The organism is Paraconexibacter algicola (genome assembly GCF_003044185.1).
In the GTDB taxonomy this organism is placed as follows: Bacteria; Actinomycetota; Thermoleophilia; order Solirubrobacterales; family Solirubrobacteraceae; genus Paraconexibacter; species Paraconexibacter algicola.
Map to the genome: position 1 here is coordinate 2,139,623 of NZ_PYYB01000001.1, position 19,277 is coordinate 2,158,899.

The following is a 19,277-nucleotide window of genomic DNA, read 5'->3' on the forward strand; positions in this document are numbered from 1 at the left end:
CCCCGATCCGGGACCGATGGTCGTGTCCCGGATATGTCCCGAACCTCGCCGCCCGTCCGAATGGCTCGCCGCGCTGACGAGCCCCAGCTCCTGCCCGTCGTCGGTCCGCCGAGCGGCCACATCTTCTGCATCCAACGCCAGTCCGGACCCGTCTGGTTCGCGAAGTACCGCACCGGCACCGGCAAGCAGATCCAGAAGAAGATCGGGCCGGCGTGGACCCGGCGCGGGACACCGCCGACTGGGTACGTGAACCAGGCCGGCGCCCAGCGGTGGCTCGAGGCCACGCTTGAGCAGATCCGCGTCCGAACGCTGCCTCCCATGGCCGGGACACCCGCGCGGTTCGAGACCGCGGCGGCGGAGTGGCTGCGCCACATCGAGCACGACCGCCGCCGCAAGCCCACGACCGCTCGCGGCTACCGGATGGCGTTGGACACGCATCTGCTTCCGCGGTTCGGCGGGCTGCTGCTGACCGAGATCACGACCGAGGAGATCGAGCGGTGGGTCGCCAGCCTGGACCGCACCGCGGCGACGAGGGTGAAGCTCATCGTCTGCCTCAGCGGCATCTACCACCGCGCCCGCCGCGTCTGGGGCATCGCCTACGACCCCGTCGACGACGTCCAACGCCCACCGATCAAGCCGACCTACGACCTGCTCGTCTACTCCACCGACGAGACCCACCGGCTTGTCACCGCGGCCGCGAGCGAGCGCGATGCCGCGATCTATCTCACAGCGGCCTTCACCGGTCTGCGGATGGGTGAGCTGGTCGCGCTGGAGTGGCGCGACGTGGACTTCGATCGCTGCGTCGTGCGCGTCCGCGGCTCTTGGTCCGGCGTCGAACTCACTGTTCCGAAGTCCGGCAAGGTCCGCTCCGTCCCGCTCGCGCCACAGGTCTCCGCCGCACTCGCGCGCCTAGCTTCCGGCGAGCGGACCGGACTCGTCTTCCCCGGGCGCCAAGGTCACCTCGACCGCCGCGCGCTACGACGCCGATTCCACCTCGCCCAGGAAACGGCCGGGCTGCTGCGACTGCGGTTCCACGACCTACGCCACACGTTCGCGACCACGATGGTCGGTCACACCAGCATCGTCCGCGTCCAGGAATGGATGGGACACAGCGACCTCCACAGCACCCTGAGGTACCTGCACTACACGCCTCGTCCGGACGACGCCGAGTTGATCGCGCGCGCATTCCACAGTTGATCCGAGCGTCCAGACCGCCTCGCGGCGGGCAGCTACGGGGTCGCCGCGCAGGAGGCGGCGTCCGCTCGGTCGAGGAGGATCTCGGCCGTGGCGCTTACGCCCAACCAGGTCGATGAGTTCCTCGCTGCTCCGAAAGCGGTAGCGGGCAGCCAAAGAGTCGGCTGGCGCCGGCGAAACGAGTCCATCCTGTTTGCGCGGTGCGGCGTCGAGTTTCGTGGCGCGACCGTCGGCGAGCTTGTGATGGTCGTGAGCCTCGTCGTCGCGCGCGACTGGAATTTCAAGCTCGTGCGTCGCGGCGAGGAAGTCTTGCGCTGGGACCTCACGGCGCCGCCGTCGCGCCACAGCAACCCTCCGGGCCGGCCGGCTCGGTTCCCAGGGAAGGTCAAGAGTCTCGAGCACGAGCACCAGTGGGTGGACGGGTTCGGCATGACCTGTGCAGTCCCGCTCGACCTCGAGGCGGCCGTCAAGAACGATCACCGTCAGTCGTTGGTCGCCTTCTGCGACCGTGCGAACATCACGTTCAACGCGATCTACCAGCAGCCCCCGCCGCCGGGTGAGCAACTCCAACTCGGATGAGTCCCACGAGGATCCAAGACAACAGCCTCCGCGATGACCTTCTCGCCGTTCTCGGTGATGGTCTTGAGGTTGTCGCGCGCGGCGATGGTCTGGCCGTGCTCACGCCGTGCGACTACCCGGACGGCGACGGGGTCGTAGTACAGATCGTGCCCGCCGAGAACGGGTACGTCCTGACCGACGGGGGCAACGGCGACGCACGGCTGATCGTCGGCGGACCGGGCGCCCGTGCCATGGGGCCGCTTGGCGCCGCTGTCGCTCGGCGGTTCGGTGCTACGTTCGACGGAGGCCGCGTCTTGGCTCGAGTCGACAGCGGCGGCGAGGTCGCAGAAGCGTGCTGGCGGGTCGCCCAGGCCTCCGTCGCGATCGCTGAAGCAGCGACGTACCATCGGCCGCAGCGTCCCCGCGAGCAGGAACTCACGGACCTAGTGGCGACCTCAATGGAGATGAGGGATCTGACGGTCGAGCGCGAGCGGGAAATCGAAGGTGCGTCCGGGCATCGGCACAAGGCGGCGCTGTTCGTGCCTGAGCGCGACGCGGTCATCGAGCCGGTCGGTGGAGAGAAAGCCTGGAACGTCGCGAGCGCGGTCTACGTCGAATTCGGTGACCTGGCAGGGGTCAACGGGTACCAGCTCATCGCCGTGGTCGACGACCGTGCCGAGGCGCCGAACGAAGACGTCGAGCGTCTCCTGCGACAGGTCGGCGTCGTCGCGCGGTGGTCGCAGGCGGACCAGTGGCTCGACGGACTCGCCACGGCGCGCCTCGTCTAGGTCACGCATGAGCAGGCGCGGTCCTCGGCGCTGCATGGCGATCCTGACCACGTGTTGCTGCGCCCGCCGTGTTCCAGTCAAGGCCCTGCCGTAGCCACCAGCAGGGGCCCTTGGCGCGATGCTCGTCGCGCCGGCGGCCCGTTCGGTGCCGCGCTCGATGGCTCACCAGTCCGGGTCTGGCTCGCCGCCCTGCGCGTCGAAGCCGTGGAACGCCAACTCCGCGGTCCCAGTCGAGACATCGACCGGCCCGTAGAGGATCTCGACGACTTCGTTCGCCATAGCACGCACGGTATGGAGGCGAGAGGCCTCGGCGACCTTCAGCTGCTGCGCGTGCTGCTGGTGGAAAGCGGCAACCGGCCGCGGTGCTTCGAGGTACATGCTGAAGGGTGTATGGGCGGGCACGAACGCCTTACCGATGCTCTGCAGGAACCCATGAAGCTGGCGAGGGTTCCCGTCAAGTGCGGCGCTTCCGAGGCGAGCCCACGGCTCGGCCTCGACGTCGAACCATGCCGGAGTCTTGCCCGTGAGCCTCTCCGGCGCCGTGCGCAGATCGATCCCAGAGACGGCCGCGTAGGCCTCCTGCCGTGCGTGGTGCCACCACGACGCTTGCGGGTCCAGAGTCGCCGCCCAGGCCTCGATGAGATCCGTCGTCGTGAGCGTTACGGGAATCTCACCAGCCCGATGTGTGCGCTGAGGCGTCCCCTCGTCCCAAGAGATCTGTTCGTCGTCGACAAGCCGGAGCTTGACGGCGCGGATCTCGCGTCCGTCGCGGCAGTCAGCGTGTGCGATCCGCTCCGTGAGGATGCGGGCCGGCGTTTCCAGCGGAGTGTTGTTGCCGTCGGCGAGGCACTTCTGCCACGCCGCCGGGAGCCGGCTCACGAGGTCGGCGAAGTCCCAGACGCCCGCAGTGCGGTAGAGCACCCCGGCGGGCGCGGTGTCAAAGGTCTCCTTGGGCGCCCACGCAACTAGGTAGGCGTGTCGGACAGTCTGGCCATGGCGCAGCATGCTCGCGAGCTTGAGCGCGTCCCACAGCTGCTGATCGATGTCGTCGACCTTCTGCTCGAATGCGTGCCCGTCGACAAGGACGTCGATCTCACGTTCCTCGGACTTCGGGTTCCGCCAACCCGGTAGGACCGCCATGCCCTCGCCGCATTCCGCGCGCACCCGCCGATGCAGGCCCGCCGACAGTGCGGAGTCCAGGCGTACCTCGAGCCGACGGTCGTCGTGGCGCAGGCGATCAGCGCTGTACGCGACCGCGTCAGCGATCGCCGCGTTGTTCACCGACGCCAGACCCCGTGTGCGCCGATAGGACGAGCACCCGAACACGTCGCGCCCGTCGACCAATCGGCTGAGCGCCGCGCACACGCGGTGCAGCGCGGCGCCGGCGGGCGCGTCAGGGCCAAGACCTGGGAACGCGCCGTGGCCGCGCGAGCGCACACGACGATCAGGCCACTCGATCTCGAGAGACCACTCCGCTAGATCGGTTGCGAGGGCGGCGCCGGTGTACTGCTCCGACCACGAGAACGCGCCCGTCATTTCGCACGCGCGTCGCAACCCTGCCCAGGCGGCCGCGGTCGGAGTCGAGAGTGCGCGGCGCGGTTCGAGCGCCGCGCGTTCGAACTTGACCACTGCACCCTTATTCGGCCACACCGGGAAGGAGAGTCGTTCCTCCGGTCCTACCCCGGTGCGGAACCACGCTTCCAGACGCACCGGCACAACGACGGAGAGATCGGGCATAGCCATGAGTCGACACTAACCCGCCCGGAATGACACGCAGGCGACGAGGCGACTCGTCGCCGATCGATCCGACCGGTGGTTTCCACGGCCGTCGCGCGTCCATCGCGCTGTCCGGCCGGCGGGGCCCGCTTGGGGTCCGAAACGCCGGTCACGGCGAGTACACTCAGGTCATGTTCCGACTGTCGAGCGTGGTGCTCGGCAACGGACTTGCCAGCTCGAAGCGGACTTCCGCGGACAGGACCGGACTCAAGTCCGGCCTGCCGAAGGTCCTGAACCTCCCTCGTAATGAAGGGGTCAGCGGTTCGAATCCGCTCGGCGGCTTGCGTGGCGCTCGGCCGCGGCGCGAGACCTACCGGCGCCCCAGGCGTACGGTCACGGTCCGCTCGCGACCGTCCCGCAGGACCTGGACGGGGACGCGCTGCCCGGGGCGGCGCGCAGCGACGGCGCTCGCCACGGCGCCCTCGACCGTGGTCGGTCGGTCGCCGATGCGGGCGATCACGTCACCGTCCCGGAGCCCGGCGCGATCGGCGGGGCCGCCGGCGGTCACCGACGCGATGCGCGCACCGCGGTCGGTCACGGAGCCGACGGACACGCCGAGCACCGCCTGGTCGGCACGACCGTCCTCGATCAGCTGCGGGACCACGCGCCGCATCGTGACCGCGGACACGGCGAAGCTCACGCCGGCAGCCCGTCCCTGCGAGTTGACGCCGACGACCCGTCCGCGCTCGTCGACCAGGGGGCCGCCCGAGTTCCCGGGGTTGATGGCGGCGTCGGTCTGCACGGCGTCCGGGATGGAGAACCCGGTGAGTCCCCGGATCTCCCGTCCGACCGCGGAGACGATGCCCGCCGCGGCGCTGCTCTGCAGGCGGTACGGGGTCCCGACGGCGAGCACCGGGTCGCCGACGCGGACGGAGCCCGCGGGCGCGAGCTCGAGCGGGGCGTCGGCGCCCAGCCGACGCGGGTCGACGCGCAGCACGGCGAGGTCGGTCGCGCGGTCGACGCCGACGATCTCGGCCGTGACGCGCCGGGCGGTGCGACCGAAGCGGACCGTGACCGACCGGGCGTCGTCGACGACGTGGGCGTTGGTCACCATGTGGCCCCGCGCGTCGACGACGAAGCCGGCGCCGATCGCGTCGCGGCGCCCGTTGCCGAACGGCGGATCGTCCGGGCCCCGGCGCGCGTCGACGCGCGCCACGACGCCGTCGACGCGCTCGTACAGCTCGCGGAAGCTCGGCAGCTCGCCCCTGGTCGTCCCGACCGCCGGGGCCGGGATGTCGGCCCGGGCGGACGGCTCCGCGTCGCGCCCGAGCGCGATGATCGCGAGGACCAGGGCCGCGACACCGGGTGATGCGACCAGCAGCAGCTTCATGGCCCCAGCGTGCACACGGACCCGTCACGCCCGCGAAAGCGTCGCCGGCCCTGCCGACCGCGCCCTTGTCGCCCGCCCGTCCGGTGCAGTAGAAGAGCGCCATGGCGATGCTCGAGCTCACGCAGGACGATCCCGACTGGCTCGGCGCGCTGTCGGTCGCGCTGACGCGCCCGCCCGGCGTGCCGGAGCGCCGCGCCGGCGAGGACCCGTGGGCCCCGGACACGACCGGTCGGCCGCGGCGGATCGCCGACGACCTCGCCTGGTTCCGGGTCGCGCTCGACGACCCCGCCGCCGCAGGCCTGGCGCCGCTGCCCGCGTCGGCCGCCGTCAGCGCCTGGGAGGCCGCGGACGACGACGTCACCGCGAAGCTCGCGCGCCTGCGTGACCGCGGCGTCCTCGGCGCCGCCGGGTTCCTGCTGCACGACGACGGGCCGACCCCGCTGGTCTGACGCTCCGCGCGGCGCCCTACGCGGCGCGGACCGCGTCCGCGGTCCGTGGCGCCACGGCGCCCGCGAGCTCCGCGGGGCACGGCCGGCCGAAGAGCCAGCCCTGCCCGGCGGTGATGCCGATGTCGCGCACGGCGTCGAGCTCCGCGGTGGTCTCGATGCCCTCGGCGACGATCTCGCAGCCGCTGTCGTGCGCGAACTGCGTCAGGCCCGCGACGAGCGAGCGCCGCAGCGGGTCCGCGTCGATCCCGTGCACGAGCCCGCGGTCGAGCTTCACGAAGTCCGGTCGCAGCTCGATCACGTGCCGCAGGCTGGCGAAGCCGCCACCGGCGTCGTCCACGGCGACCCGGACCCCCGGCAGCGCGTCCAGCTGCGTGCGCACCGCGGTGTAGTCGGTGATCCGCTCGTGCTCGGTGATCTCCAGCACGATCGCGCGGCGGGCCGAGCGCAGCAGCGAGCGCACGAGCCCCGGCTCCTGCACGAGCGCGGCGGAGACGTTGACGCTCACGAACGCGCCCCGCGGCAGCAGGGTCGTCGCCCACAGGGCGCGTTCGAGCGTCGCCAGTTCGAGATCGGGTCCGAGGCCGACGCGCGACGCCGCGGCGAAGCGCAGGTCCGGTCGCGTGCCGTCGTCGAAGCGCGTCAGCGCCTCGAACCCGATCGCATGCCCGGTGGGCAGCTCGACGATCGGCTGGAACACGGGACGGAACGCCCCGTGCTCGATGATCGCCCGAATCTCGTGCCGCTCCGCGCGCAGCCGCGCACGGTGCTCCAGGCACGTGCTCAGCGCGGACGCCGCGTGCCCGGCGACCTCGGTCGCCAGCGCGATCGTCCGCGCGCGCTGCGCGTCGTCGGCGGGCGGCTGCGCCGTCCCGCAGACGAACCAGCCGGTCGGTGCGCCGCGGTGCGCCGGGAGCGGCACCGCGACGCTCTGCCCGTCCGCCGCGCCGAACAGCTCCGCAAGGGGGCGCTGCGGATCACCGGGCTCCTCCGACCAGACCTCGCGCTCCGGCAGCGTCGGGGCGACGCCGCGCGCGAGACCGCGGTGCAGCGCACCCGCGGTCGCGAGGACCTCCAGCTCGTCGCGGTCCCCGAACGTCAGGACCGTCGCCGCCGCGAACCCGCGCGCCGCGCACGCGAACGCGCACAGCTCGGCGGCCATCGTCGCGGGGCTGCCGCCCGCCGTGGACCCGGCGAGCGCCAGCGACGCGTCCGCGCGCTCCTGCAGGTCGCGCCGCAGCAGCTCGCTGCGGCCGGCGGCCGCACGCAGCTGCGCGCGGATCCGGGCCAGCAGCTCCGGGCCCGCCACCGGCTTGACGAGGTAGTCGTCGGCGCCCGCCTCGAGGCCGGCGACGCGCTCGGTCGTCTCGCCGTGCCCGGACACCATGAGGACCGGGACCGTGCGCGTGGCGTCCCGCTCGCGCAGGGCGCGGGCGACCGCGATCCCGTCCAGGCCCGGGAGGCCCACGTCCAGCAGCACCGCGTCGGGGCGCCGCTGCGCGACGAGCTCGATCGCCTCCGTGCCGTCCGCGGCCTGCACCGCGTCCAGCCCGCCGTGCTCGAGCACGGCGACGCTGTGCAGGCGCTCGACCGGGTCGTCGTCCACGACCACGACCAGCGGGCGCGAGCGGATCGGTGGCGCGGTGCTCATCGCAGCGACTCCAGGAGCCGCGCGAACGCGCGGGCCTCGACGGCGAACCGGTCGACGTCCTCCTCGACCGTCCGGGGGAGACCGTCGAGGCCCGCGAGCTCGATCGCGGCGGCCCGCGCCCGCAGGTCGTGCGCGCCCAGCAGTGCGCACGTGCCCTTCAGGCGGTGGGCCGCCGCGGCGAGCTGCCCGCCGTCGCCGTGGCGGGCACCCAGTCGGAGATCCTCGAGCAGGGACTCAAGCTGATCGACCCACAGGCCGACCATCATGCGCAGTGGGCCGTCCCCGCCCATCTCGCCCCGCAGCTTGTCGATCGCGGTCTGCACCGTGTCCGGCAGCTGGGCGAGCGGTGTCTCCGAAAGTGCCATGTCAGCGATGCTAGGTCCGCTCCTCCCAGGTTCCGTCAAGCCCGATTCAAGATCGACTCACGATCACGGGAGCGCGTCGTGAGCGCCGCCCGGATCCTCATCGTTGACGACGCGCCCGAGTACGTGGCGATGATCGCCCACGCCCTCGAGGCCGACGGCTACGCGGTCGCCACCGCGCCGAGCGGGGAGGACGCGCTGACCGTCGCGCGCGAGCAGCGCCCCGACCTCGTGGTCCTCGACCTCGGCCTCCCGGGGATCGACGGGATCGAGACCTGCCGGCGGCTGCGCGCGTTCAGCGACGCGTACGTCCTCATGCTCACCGGGCGCGGTGACGAGACCGACCGCGTCGCGGGCCTGACCGTCGGGGCCGACGACTACGTGGTCAAGCCGTTCTACCCGCGCGAGCTGCGCGTCCGCGTGCAGGCGCTGCTGCGCCGCCCGCGGCTCGTCGCGGTCCCCGACCCGCCCGCGGACGCGGACGCGGAGCGACCGTCCGCCGCCACGGACGTCCCGGCCTCGCCGTCGGTGCGCCGCTTCGGCGCCCTGACGATCGACGTCGGCCGCCGCGAGGTGTCCGTCGCCGGCCGGCCCGTCGAGCTGTCGCGCACCGAGTTCGACCTGCTCGACGTGCTCAGCGACCACCCCGACCAGGCGCTCTCGCGCAGCCAGCTGATGGACGCCGTCTGGGGCGCTGACTGGTTCGGGGACGACCACGTCATCGACGTCCACCTCTCGAACCTGCGCCGCAAGCTCGGGGAGCCCCGCCGCGGCCAGGAGGGCCCGCGCTACATCGTCAACGTGCGCGGGTTCGGCTACCGGATGGAACGGCGCCTCGCGTCTTGACGGCATCTTGAGTCGGGCTTGACCGACCTCAGACGGCACGGCGGGACGCTTGTCGCATGGTCCCCCGTTCCGCGTTCCCCGCCGTCCTGGCCTCCTCGCTGCTGCTCCTGACCCTGCCCGGGTGCGGTGCCGAGCCGCGCGCCCGCGCCGCCGCCCCGGCCGCCGACCACACCGTCGTCACCGCCGGCACGCTGCGTCCCGGCCAGGCGATCCCCGCGCCGACCGGCACGGTCGTCCTGACGCTGCGCGGCGCGATCACCCGGCACAACGGCCCCGACGGCACGCTGCGCTTCGACATGCGCACGCTCGAGCGGATCGGGCTCGCGGAGTGGACCGGCTCGGACGCGGTCGCGACCGGCCGCACGCGCGTGCGCTTCCGCGGCGTGCTGCTGCGTCGCCTGCTGCAGGTCGCGGGCGCCCGTCCGGGCGCCCGGACGCTCCGCGCCGCGGCGCTCAACGACTACAAGGTCACGATCCCGGTCGCGGACGCCACGCGGCTCCCGGTCCTGCTGGCGACGACCGCCGACGGACGGCGCATGTCGGTCGCGCGCTACGGCCCGACGCGCGTCGTGTACCCGTTCGGGAAGGTCCCGGGCCTGCAGCCGACCGTGTACGACCCCCGCTCGATCTGGCAGGTCGCCTCGATCGAGGTGCGGTGAGGCGCCCGCGTGCCCTCGACCCGTGAGGTGCCGCGTCCCGGGGCGCGCGCGTGGCGCCGGGGCCTGCTGGCGTGGGGCGTCGTCGTGCTCACCGCGGCGGCGCTCGGGCTGCTCGGGCACGCGCTGTTCGGGCAGACGTCGCGACTGCGCGCGAACGTCGCGGTGACCCGGTCGCTCGTCGATGCGAACGTCCGCACCCTCGGGCAGGCGCAGCGCGAGATCCTGCGACTGCAGCTGCAGCTGGGCCGCCGGCCGCTGGACCGGGAGGCGGCGGAGCTGCACGCCGCGTTCGTCGACCAGCGCATGCAGGAGATCTCGCTCGACGCGTCCGCCGCGCTCGGCGGCCGGGCGCTGCTGCGCCGCGCGCGCGTCCTGGCGGGCGAGTGGTCGTTCGCGGTGCGGCCCGCGGTCACGCGCGCGCTGCGCACCGGCCGTCCGTCCGCCCGGCTGCGCGCGACGCTGCGCCGCCTGGAGCTCGCGATCAACGACCTCGCGTCGACCGCGGAGATCCACCGGCGCACCCGCGCGCACGACACCTACGTCGGGGCCGAGCGGCTGCAGGCCGGCGCCCGGCGCACGATGGCCGCGATCGGGGTCGCCTGCGTGCTGTTCCTCGTCCTCGCCTGCCTGACGCTGTGGTTCGTGCGCCGCCACGACCGCGAGCTCGACCGCTACTCCGACCGGCTCGCGGGCCTCGACTCGCAGCTGCGCAAGCTCTCCCTCGTCGCCGCGAACACGCGAAACCTCGTCGTCATCACCGACGCCGACGGCCGCGTCGAATGGGTCAACGAGGCGTTCGAGCGGACGACCGGGCACCCGCTCGCCGCCATCGCCGGCCGCCGGCCGGGCGACGTGCTGCACGGCCCGCAGACCGACCCGCAGGTCGTCGCGACGATGCGCGAGCGGCTGCGGGCCGGGCAGGGGTTCGACGTCGAGATCGTCAACTACACCGCGGCCGGCGAGCCCTACTGGGTGGCGATCGAGGTCCGGCCGGTCCGCGACGCGCACGGCACGATTCAGAACTTCCTCGCGGTCCAGACCGACATCACCGGACGCCGACGGGCCGAGCGCGAGCTGCGCGACGCGAAGGACGCGGCGGAGGAGTCGGCGCGCGTCAAGGCGCGGTTCCTGGCGAACATGTCCCACGAGATCCGCACACCGCTCAACGCGGTCATCGGGCTGACGGGCCTGCTCGACCAGACCGAGCTGACCGTCGAGCAGCGCGAGTACACGCAGACCGCGCGCAACAGCGGCGAGCTGCTGCTGGCGATCGTCAACGACATCCTCACGTTCTCGGCGCTGGAGGACGGCGCGGTCGAGCTCGAGCAGCGGCCGTTCGCGGTCGCCGAGCTCGTGTCGGGGACCGTCGAGCTGCTCGGCCCGGAGGCGCGCCGCCGGGGCCTGGAGCTGCGCACGACCGTCGCGCCCGAGGTCCCCGCCCGCGTGGTCGGCGACCCCACCCGCATCCGCCAGATCCTCGTGAACCTGCTGGCCAACGGCCTGAAGTTCACGCCGTCCGGCGAGGTGCATCTCGCCGTCGGCTGCGTCCCGGCAGAGGCGGGGCGGCCGTGCCGGGTGCGCCTGACGGTCACCGACACCGGGGTCGGGATCCCGGCGGATCGGCTGGACCGGCTCTTCCGCCCGTTCAGCCAGGTCGACGCGTCCACCACGCGCCGCTTCGGCGGCACCGGGCTCGGGCTCGCGATCTGCCGGCACCTCACCGACCTGATGGGCGGGGAGATCGGCGTGCGGTCGGTCCCGGACGAGGGCTCATCGTTCTGGGTCGAGCTGCCGCTGCGCGCCGCGGCCGCCGCCGCGGACCCCGACGCGGACCCGGCCCCGCCGCGGTCGGCGCAGGCGACGCCGCCGCTCGACGTGCTCGTGGTCGAGGACGACCTCGTCAACCAGATGGTCGCGCGCGAGGTGCTGCGCACCCTCGGCTACGCCGCAGAGGTGGTCGCGAACGGCCGCGAGGCCGTCGACGCCCTGCGCGACCGGTCGTTCGACGTCGTCTTCATGGACGCGAACATGCCGGTGATGGACGGGGAGACCGCCACGCGGGCGATCCGCGCGGAGCTGCCCGCGGACCGTCAGCCGTGGATCGTCGCCATGACCGCCAACGCGCTCGCGCAGGACCGCCAGCGGTACCTCGACGCGGGCATGGACGCGTACCTCGCCAAGCCGTTCTCCGCCGACGGCCTCGCGAGCGAGCTCCGACGTGCCGCGGACGCCCGACGGCCCACGGTCGACGGAGACGACGGCGCTGCCCGTGCGCGGTTCGCGGCCCGCGGGGCGCTCGTGCGCCGCACGCTCGGCGCGTCCGCGTACGTGGACCACCGGGCGCGGGCGGTGCAGCTCGCGCACGACCTCGCGCAGGACGCGACAGCGACCGCGCTCCCCGAGCTGCAGGGCATCGCCGGCCAGCTCGGGACCGCCTCGGACACGATGAGCGCGCACGAGCTCGAGGCGCTCGTCGCGCAGCTCGACACCGTGCTGTCGCGGCTGCACGCCGGGACCGGAGATCCGTCTCCGTAGTTTCCCGCAGCGGTCTCCGCACTTGCCCGCAGACCTGCGCCGCGGACCTTCAGCCGGCCGCCCGGTCGGCCGACCCACCGAGCACCGTTCCTCCGACCCCCGGCGGCCCCACCACATGTACGCACCCATGGCCACGTCCACCGTCAACGTCGGCGATCGCACCTGGCAGGCGATCGTCGACTACACCGGTCTCACGACCGGCCACCTCGAAGCGCTCGCGCGCGCCCGCCCGCACCTCGAGGATCTCGGGGCCGACATCGCCGAGGAGTTCTACCGCCACGTCCTGGCGCAGCCGGGCCTCGCCGCGCTGATCCACCGGCACTCGACCGTGGAGCGGCTGCGCGAGACGCTCGTCGGCTACGTCGGCACCCTGTGGTCGGGCCGCTACGACCGCGACGTGGTGGCGCACCGCGTGCGGATCGGCAAGGTCCACGACCGCATCCAGCTGCCGCTCGGCGCGTACCTCGGCGCGTTCGTGCAGATCGACCAGGTCGTCACCCGCCGCCTGGTCGAGGTCTACGGCACCGAGCCGGAGGCGCTGCTGGAGGCGATCGCCGGCTGGCGGACGCTCACCCAGACCGACATGGCGATCGTCGCCCAGGCATTCATCGACGCGCGGGACGAGCGCCTCACCACGCTGCTGGAGACGCTCAGCGCCGCGAGCCAGCAGGTGGCCGCCCAGACGACGGAGACCGGCGAGTCGGTCACCGCGTGCGTGCAGGCGGCGGAGTCCGGCACGGCGAGCATCGGCGAGGCGTGGTCGGCCGTCGAGCACATGAACGAGGCGATCGTCGAGGTCGGCGAGCAGGCCGCGCGCCTGGCCGAGCAGCTCAAGCGGATCGACGGGATCGTCGCGACGATCGGCTCGATCTCCGACCAGACGAAGCTGCTGTCGCTCAACGCGCGCATCGAGGCCGCCCGCGCCGGCGACCACGGTCGCGGCTTCGCCGTCGTCGCCGAGGAGGTCGGGGCGCTGGCCGAGCGCACCGCGCAGAGCCTCGTGGTGATCAGCGAGCACAACGCCGCCTCGGCGGACGTCATCGCCGGGGTGACGACCGCGATCGACTCGGCGACGGCGGACGTCGGCGCGGTGCGCGCCGCGACCAACGGCGCCCACGCGAGCTTCGAGACGACGCGCGAGCAGGTCATCGAGGTGTCGCGCATGATCGGCGAGATCGCCGCCGGCATGCACAGCATCGTCGACCAGTCGACGTTCAGCGCGGAGGGCTGAGCCCGGCGCCGCGCCGCGTCCCCGGACGCAGCGCGACCGCCGCCGGCGAGCCGGTCAGCCCAGCGGGACGGGCACCCCGTCCTGCGCCTCGTACTTCGTCAGCTGCGGCGGGCCGCTCAGCCAGCCCGCCAGCTGCTGCAGCGCGCCGGTCAGGTGCGGGGTCTGCATGTGGGCGCCGAACGCGGCCTCGTCGACGTACTGCTCGACCATGAGGAACTCGTTCGGGGTCTCGGCCGACTCGTAGAGGCGGTAGTCGAGCACGCCCTCCTCGGCGTTGCTGGCCTCGACGAGGCCCGGGACGACGGCGAGGAACTCGTCGCGCTTCTCGGGCTGGATGGGGATCTTCGCGGTGACGATGAGCATGGTCGGCCGACCCTATCCGCGGCCGGACGCCGCGCCCTTGTCGCGGGGCCACGGACGCGGGTCGAGCACTCGGTCCGGTGCCCCTGTCGTCGTCAGGCGGCGACCGCTGCGCCCGTGGCGACCGACCGGACGGCGAACGTGGCCGCGCGGCCGTCGAACGCGTCGCGGTGGCGCAGCATCGCGTGCTTGCCGCCGGGCACGACCTCGAACCGCACGTCGGCGGTCCGGGACAGGCGCCGGGCGAGCTCCTCGGCGCGGACCGGGCTGGCGACGCGGTCCCGGTCGCCGTGGACGATCAGCACCTGCTTGCCGCGGATGCCCGGCTCGACGTCCTCCGGGTAGACCCACGGGGCGAGCGCCGCGACCGACCGCACCGCCGGATGACCGGCGGCCAGCAGCGCGGCGCGACCGCCGAGCGAGTGGCCGACCAGCGACACCGGCAGCTCGCCGAGCCGCTCCTGCAGCCGTTCGAGCGCCCAGTGGGCGTCGTCGACCGGCGAGTGCTCCCCGTCCCAGCCACGGAAGCGGTTCAGCAGCCGCACGACGGCGACGTCGTCCCCGCCCTCCCGGGCGATCCGCCGGGCGATGGGCACCATCCGCAGCACCGAGAGCTGCGACGGGCTGACCCGGGCGCCGGCGCCGCGGCTCGCACCCCCGTGCAGGACGAGCACTGCGCCGCGCGGGTGTTCGGGGACGTGGACGTCGATGAGCGTGGGGTCGAGGGGCATCGGAATCGATACGGGCCCGGAGCCCCGTCGGACGACCGCGGCGGGCGGGCATCTGGGACGATCCGGGCACGCCATGACCTACGTGATCATCCAGAACTGCTGCAACGACGCCGTGTGCGTCGAGGTGTGCCCGGTGGACTGCATCCACCCGCGCCCGGACGACCCGGCGTTCGCGGAGGCCGAGCAGCTGTACATCGACCCCGCCACCTGCGTGGACTGCGAGCTGTGCGTGGAGGCGTGCCCCGTCGACGCGATCTACCCGGACCACCTGCTCCCCACGGAGCACGCGCGGTTCCTGGAGATCAACGCGGGCTACTTCGAGCTGCCGATGGTGCAGTCGTGAGCGCGCTGCGGGTCGCCATCGTCGGCGCCGGCCCGGCCGGCGCCTACGCCGCCGAGCACCTGCTGCGGGCGGGCAACGAGATCGAGATCGAGCTGATCGACCGGCTCCCCACCCCGTGGGGCCTCGTGCGCGCGGGCGTCTCGCCCGACCACCAGGACACGAAGGCCGTCACCCGGAACTTCGAGGAGATCGTCGCCTCGCCGCAGATCACGCTGCGCCTCGGCGTCGAGGTCGGCCGGGACGTCTCCCACGAGGAGCTGCTGGCCCACCACCACGCCGTGCTCTACACGGTCGGCGCGCCCGGCGGGCGGCGCCTGGGCGTCGAGGGGGAGGACCTCCCCGGCTCGTTCACCGCCACGGACTTCGTCGGCTGGTACAACGGCCACCCCGACCACCAGGACCTGCCGGTCGACCTCGGGACCGAGCGCGCGGTGATCGTCGGCAACGGCAACGTCGCGTTCGACGTGGCCCGCATGCTCACCCTCCCCGCCGACGTGCTCGCGGCGACCGACATCAGCGACACCGCGCTCGCCGCCCTGCGCGAGAGCCGCGTGCGCGAGGTCGTCGTGCTCGCCCGCCGCGGCCCCGCGCAGGCCGCCTTCACGAGCCCGGAGCTGCTGGCCCTGATGGCGCTCCCCGGGGTCGACGTCACCGTCGAGCCCGCGTCGGCGCTGGACGAGGAGGTCGCCACGCCGCGTGCGGGCGACGCGCGCGGCTACGGCCGCAGCGTCTCGCTCGGCCTGCTGCGCGAGCTCGCCGCCCGCGAGCCGTCGGGCGCCGAGCGCCGGATCGTGCTGCGGTTCCTCGGCTCGCCGGTCGCCCTCCACGGGGAGGACCGCGTCACCGCGATCACGATCGGACGCAACGAGCTGGAGACCGGCATGGACGGTCGCACCGTCGTCCGGCCGACCGGTGACGAGGAGCAGCTCGAGGCCGGCCTCGTGCTCAAGGCCATCGGCTACCACGGCCGGGCCGTGCCGGGCGTCCCGTTCGACGAGGCCGCCGGGGTCATCCCCAACGACGGCGGCCGCGTCACCGAGACCGACGGCGCGCAGGTCCCGGGCGTCTACGTGTCCGGCTGGATCAAGCGCGGACCGTCCGGCGTCATCGGCACGAACAAGCACTGCGCCGGGGACACCGTCGAGGCGCTGCTCGCCGACCACGCCGCGGGACACCTCGCCGCGCCCACGGGTGACGGGGCGGCGTTCGCCGCGCTGCTGGGCGAACGCGTCGCCACGGTCGTCGACCTCGACGGCTGGCAGGCGCTCGACGCGCACGAGCGCGCCGGCGGCGCCGCGCAGGGCCGGCCGCGCGTGAAGGTCACCGACGTCGAGCAGATGCTCGCGGTCGTCTCGGGCGGCTGACCGGCCGTCCGTCGGCCCGGCGCCTCAGGCGTCGGGCAGCAGGTCCGGCTCGCCGGCGGGCAGCACGAGCTCGCCGGCCTCGTCGAGCTCGAGCTCGACCCACACGAGCGTGCGGCCGTGACCCTCGACGCCCCAGCGGCGCGCCAGCTTCGACACGAAGTGCATGCCCCAGCCGGAGCCGCGGTGCTGGTTGGGCGTGCGCGGCCGCACGACGAAGCCCCCGCCCGCGTCCTCGACCTCCAGGCGCAGGGTCTGCTCGTCGCGCACCAGGCGGACCTTGACCTCGGGCGCGTCCGGCGTCGTGCGGCCGTGACGGATCGCGTTGGTGACGAGCTCGGACAGCAGCAGGCGCAGCGCGAAGGTGTCCCGGGGCCCGAGCGGCGGGCGCACCTCGTCCGCGATCTCGCGGGCCTCGGCGATCGAATCGGCGGTGGGCGCGTACGCCCTCTCCACGGTCCAGGGAGTCATCTCTCGGGACGTATAGTTCCACGTGTGGAGGCGCAGAAACTCAGCATCGAGCAGAAAGACGATTCCCGGCGCACCCGGGTCACCGTCCGCGGCACCCTCGACCTCGCGGGCGTCGGGGCGCTGGACGACCATCTCGACGGCGTCACCGCGCCCGAGGTCGTGCTCGATCTGCTGGGCGTCCCCTTCATGGACAGCTCCGGTCTCGCGCTCCTGCTGGACCGCACCGCCGAGTTCCGGGGACAGGGCCGCACGCTGACGCTGGCCCCGAGCGCGGCGGTGCGCGCGGTCCTCGACCTCGCGCAGGTCGACGGCGAGCTGGACCTGGTCGATGGCTGAGCGCGACGCGATCGTCCTCGACGCCGATCCCGACCGTCGCGGGGCGGTCACGGCCGAGCTGCAGCGTCACGGGCACGCCGTGCGCGAGGTCGACGACCTCGCCACGCTGCTGCCCGCGACCGTCGGGACGCCGCTGTTCGTCGTCGGGGTCGATGACGACGCCGGGGTCGAGGCGGTCCGCACGATCCGCATGACGCCGGGCGGGGAGGAGGCGGTCATCGTCGCCGTCCAGCGCGCCGCCGACGGGTACCTGTCGGCGCTGCTGCGCGCCGGGGCCTCCGACGTCTGGGTCCTCCCGGACCGCGAGTCGACGATCCCGCAGGTCGAGGTCCGGCTCGTGCTCGCCGAGCACTACGCCCGCCTGCAGGTCGAGCACGCGCGCGTCGGCGGTGAGCTCAACGTCCTCAAGCGCGCGCTGGACCTCAGCGGCACCGGCTTCGTGCTCACCGACCCGCGGCTGCCGGACAACCCGATCGTCTACGCCAACCGCAGCTTCGCCGAGGTGACCGGCTACCCGCTCGAGGAGACCCTCGGGCGCAACTGCCGCTTCCTGCAGGGCGAGTACCGGGACCAGCCCGCGGTCGCGGAGATCACCGAGGCGATCCGCGAGCAGCGCAGCGTGTCCGTGACGCTGCGCAACGTGCGGCGCTCCGGTGAGGAGTTCCTCAACGAGGTCCACATCGCTCCCGTGCGCGACGACGACGGCACGATCTCCCGCTTCGTCGGCGTGCAGATCGACGTCACCGAGCAGCAGAACACCGGGGCGCGCCTCGCGCTGGAGCAGGAGGCACGGCGGCGCGCGGAGCGCGAGCGTCGCCGCATCGCGATCGTGGCCGCGGGCACCGCGTCGATGGACCGGGCCGAGAGCCGCGAGGCGGTCCTGCGCGCGCTGCGCGGCGCCGTCGGCGACCTGCTCGGGCCGGCGTCGGTCGTCGACCTCGCCGACGGGGAGATCGAGCAGGATGACCGCACCTGGGTCATCCACGACGCCGATCATCCGACGAGCAGCCTCGTCCTCGACACGACCCCCGACGACGTCGACGACCGCTCGGCCGTCGACCTGCTCGTCGAGCGCACCGACGAGGCGCTGACCCGCGTCGGCCGACGGCTCGCCGAGCGCGGCCTGATCCGCGCGATGCGCGAGAGCCTCGAGCCGCTGCGCCCCGTCGCGATCGAGGGGCTCGACGTCGACGCGCAGGTCGAGCCGGCAGGGCCGGGCCTCGCGGTCGGCGGCGACTTCGTCGACAACGTCGTGTTCTCCGACGGCACGTCCGGGGTCGTGCTCGGCGACGTGACGGGCAAGGGGCCGCGCGCCGCCGCGCTCACCGGTCTCGTGCGGCACACCGTGCGGGCCTGCGCGCGCCTCAGCGCGTCGCCGTCGCAGGCGCTGGAGCTCGTGAACCTCATGCTGCTGGACGTGCCCGACCGGCGCCGGTACTCGGCGCTGACGCTCGGCCAGGTCCTCGGCCCCGCCGACGGCGCCGGCCTGCGGGTGCGGTTCGCGCTCGCGGGCAGCCCGCCGCCGGTCGTGCTCCGCGACGGCGGCGACGCCCGGGTCGAGGGTGCGCCCGGCACGCTGCTCGGCGCGACCGACACGCCGACGTTCACCGACTCCGAGGTCACGCTCGGCCCCGGCGAGGTCGTGGCGTTCTTCTCCGACGGCGTCTCCGAGCCGCTGGGCGGTGGCGTGCAGGCCAGCGAGCGGCTCGCGGAGCTGCTGCGCGGCGTGCCGACCGGGGCGGTCGATGTCACGGCCGCGATCCTGCGCCACGGCAACGCGCTCGAGGGCCCCGTGACCGACGACCGGGCCGTGATCGCGCTCGGCCCCGGTCGGTAGACGGCTCGCGCGCCACGTCCGCGGCGGGAACGCGGTCAGTCTGCCCGGCCGCGATGTCCGTCGGATAACGTCGGGTGTCAGATGCACGTGCGTGCCGAAGCCCTGCGCCCCGACCGGGTGCTCGTCAGCGCCTCCGGGCCACTCGACCTCGCCACGGCGCCGCGCCTCGCGGACGTCCTGCGGGCCGAGTCGCCGGGACGCAACGTCATCGTCGACCTCAGCGACGCGACGTTCATCGACTCCACCGGTCTCGCGGTGCTGCTGAACGCGTCCCGCCGCGCGGTCGCGCGCAGCACCTACCTCGTCGTCGTCTGCCCGCAGGGACCGGTGCTGCGCATGTTCGAGCTGGCGCTCCTGCTCGAGACGCTGCGGGTCGTGGACTCCGTCGCCGCGGCGCTCGACGCGCTCGACGCCGCCGAGAACGGCCCGTACCGCCCGGTCTGAGTCACCGCCCGTCCCGCC

18 protein-coding genes, 1 tRNA gene and 1 pseudogene are annotated in these 19,277 nt (G+C 73.7%); 13 read left to right on the plus strand and 7 right to left on the minus strand.

Translation table 11 applies throughout. From position 1 onward, the window contains the following. Positions 1-246: 246 nt before the first annotated feature. The 3 genes from C7Y72_RS10035 to C7Y72_RS10045 all read left to right on the plus strand — a co-directional run bounded on the left by C7Y72_RS10035 (position 247) and on the right by C7Y72_RS10045 (position 2,540). Positions 247-1,197, plus strand: a complete 951-nt coding sequence (locus C7Y72_RS10035) for a tyrosine-type recombinase/integrase (protein ID WP_158276773.1) — start codon at positions 247-249, stop codon at positions 1,195-1,197. An 87-nt stretch (positions 1,198-1,284) separates the two neighbouring features. Then, positions 1,285-1,773, plus strand: a complete 489-nt coding sequence (locus C7Y72_RS10040; protein ID WP_107568605.1) for a hypothetical protein — start codon at positions 1,285-1,287, stop codon at positions 1,771-1,773. A 95-nt stretch (positions 1,774-1,868) separates the two neighbouring features. After that, a complete protein-coding gene (locus C7Y72_RS10045; protein WP_146175321.1) occupies positions 1,869-2,540 on the plus strand; it encodes a hypothetical protein in 672 nt (223 codons plus the stop codon). 162 nt (positions 2,541-2,702) lie between these two features. Here C7Y72_RS10045 and C7Y72_RS10050 read toward each other — a convergent pair whose 3' ends face one another. Beyond that, positions 2,703-4,277 (minus strand): hypothetical protein, encoded by a 1,575-nt coding sequence (locus C7Y72_RS10050; protein WP_146175322.1) that lies wholly within the window; start codon positions 4,275-4,277, stop codon positions 2,703-2,705. A gap of 255 nt (positions 4,278-4,532) precedes the next feature. On the opposite strand from C7Y72_RS10050, the gene C7Y72_RS23215 reads away from it, so the two are divergent. Next, positions 4,533-4,598: transfer RNA gene (locus tag C7Y72_RS23215), tRNA-OTHER, on the plus strand. 28 nt (positions 4,599-4,626) lie between these two features. Here the strand turns inward: C7Y72_RS23215 and C7Y72_RS10055 are convergent. After that, positions 4,627-5,646, minus strand: coding sequence for a S1C family serine protease (locus tag C7Y72_RS10055; protein ID WP_107568608.1), 1,020 nt, complete (start codon positions 5,644-5,646; stop codon positions 4,627-4,629). Positions 5,647-5,747: 101 nt separating this feature from the next. On the opposite strand from C7Y72_RS10055, the gene C7Y72_RS23220 reads away from it, so the two are divergent. Next, positions 5,748-6,095, plus strand: coding sequence for a hypothetical protein (locus tag C7Y72_RS23220; protein ID WP_158276774.1), 348 nt, complete (start codon positions 5,748-5,750; stop codon positions 6,093-6,095). Positions 6,096-6,111: 16 nt separating this feature from the next. On the opposite strand, the gene C7Y72_RS10065 is transcribed toward C7Y72_RS23220, so the two are convergent. Both C7Y72_RS10065 and C7Y72_RS10070 read right to left on the minus strand, forming a co-directional pair. Beyond that, the gene (locus tag C7Y72_RS10065; RefSeq protein ID WP_107568609.1) at positions 6,112-7,743 is read right to left on the minus strand and encodes an EAL domain-containing protein; all 1,632 of its coding nucleotides are present in this window, start codon (positions 7,741-7,743) and stop codon (positions 6,112-6,114) included. Then, complete coding sequence (locus tag C7Y72_RS10070; protein WP_107568610.1) at positions 7,740-8,108, minus strand: Hpt domain-containing protein; 369 nt, start codon at positions 8,106-8,108, stop codon at positions 7,740-7,742. Before C7Y72_RS10070 ends, C7Y72_RS10065 begins: the two co-directional genes overlap by 4 nt. A 78-nt stretch (positions 8,109-8,186) precedes the next feature. Between C7Y72_RS10070 and C7Y72_RS10075 the strand changes: the two genes are divergently transcribed. From C7Y72_RS10075 to C7Y72_RS10090, 4 genes are all read left to right on the plus strand, one after another. Then, the gene (locus tag C7Y72_RS10075) at positions 8,187-8,951 is read left to right on the plus strand and encodes a response regulator transcription factor (RefSeq protein WP_107568611.1); all 765 of its coding nucleotides are present in this window, start codon (positions 8,187-8,189) and stop codon (positions 8,949-8,951) included. Between the two features lie 56 nt (positions 8,952-9,007). Beyond that, on the plus strand, positions 9,008-9,610 hold the full coding sequence (locus C7Y72_RS10080) for a putative pterin-binding protein (protein ID WP_107568612.1): 603 nt from the start codon (positions 9,008-9,010) through the stop codon (positions 9,608-9,610). A 9-nt stretch (positions 9,611-9,619) separates the two neighbouring features. Beyond that, positions 9,620-12,145: a hybrid sensor histidine kinase/response regulator gene (locus C7Y72_RS10085; RefSeq protein ID WP_107568613.1), complete on the plus strand. Its 2,526-nt coding sequence runs from the start codon at positions 9,620-9,622 to the stop codon at positions 12,143-12,145. Between the two features lie 127 nt (positions 12,146-12,272). Continuing rightward, positions 12,273-13,376, plus strand: coding sequence for a globin-coupled sensor protein (locus tag C7Y72_RS10090; RefSeq protein ID WP_158276775.1), 1,104 nt, complete (start codon positions 12,273-12,275; stop codon positions 13,374-13,376). 54 nt (positions 13,377-13,430) lie between these two features. On the opposite strand, the gene C7Y72_RS10095 is transcribed toward C7Y72_RS10090, so the two are convergent. Both C7Y72_RS10095 and C7Y72_RS10100 read right to left on the minus strand, forming a co-directional pair. Further along, positions 13,431-13,739, minus strand: a complete 309-nt coding sequence (locus C7Y72_RS10095; protein WP_107568615.1) for a putative quinol monooxygenase — start codon at positions 13,737-13,739, stop codon at positions 13,431-13,433. A 92-nt stretch (positions 13,740-13,831) separates the two neighbouring features. Beyond that, positions 13,832-14,467, minus strand: a complete 636-nt coding sequence (locus tag C7Y72_RS10100; RefSeq protein WP_107568616.1) for an alpha/beta hydrolase — start codon at positions 14,465-14,467, stop codon at positions 13,832-13,834. Positions 14,468-14,540: 73 nt separating this feature from the next. On the opposite strand from C7Y72_RS10100, the pseudogene C7Y72_RS10105 reads away from it, so the two are divergent. Next, positions 14,541-16,174: pseudogene (locus tag C7Y72_RS10105) on the plus strand (FAD-dependent oxidoreductase). Positions 16,175-16,198: 24 nt separating this feature from the next. On the opposite strand, the gene C7Y72_RS23225 reads toward C7Y72_RS10105, so the two are convergent. Continuing rightward, on the minus strand, positions 16,199-16,642 hold the full coding sequence (locus C7Y72_RS23225) for an ATP-binding protein (RefSeq protein WP_158276776.1): 444 nt from the start codon (positions 16,640-16,642) through the stop codon (positions 16,199-16,201). A gap of 24 nt (positions 16,643-16,666) precedes the next feature. Between C7Y72_RS23225 and C7Y72_RS23230 the strand changes: the two genes are divergently transcribed. The 3 genes from C7Y72_RS23230 to C7Y72_RS10120 all read left to right on the plus strand — a co-directional run bounded on the left by C7Y72_RS23230 (position 16,667) and on the right by C7Y72_RS10120 (position 19,259). Next, entirely contained in the window at positions 16,667-16,978 is a 312-nt protein-coding gene (locus C7Y72_RS23230) for an STAS domain-containing protein (protein ID WP_158276777.1), read from the plus strand. After that, positions 16,971-18,815, plus strand: a complete 1,845-nt coding sequence (locus tag C7Y72_RS10115; RefSeq protein WP_146175323.1) for a SpoIIE family protein phosphatase — start codon at positions 16,971-16,973, stop codon at positions 18,813-18,815. Before C7Y72_RS23230 ends, C7Y72_RS10115 begins: the two co-directional genes overlap by 8 nt. An 81-nt stretch (positions 18,816-18,896) precedes the next feature. After that, positions 18,897-19,259 (plus strand): STAS domain-containing protein, encoded by a 363-nt coding sequence (locus C7Y72_RS10120; RefSeq protein WP_107568619.1) that lies wholly within the window; start codon positions 18,897-18,899, stop codon positions 19,257-19,259. The last annotated feature ends 18 nt before the right edge of the window (positions 19,260-19,277 follow it).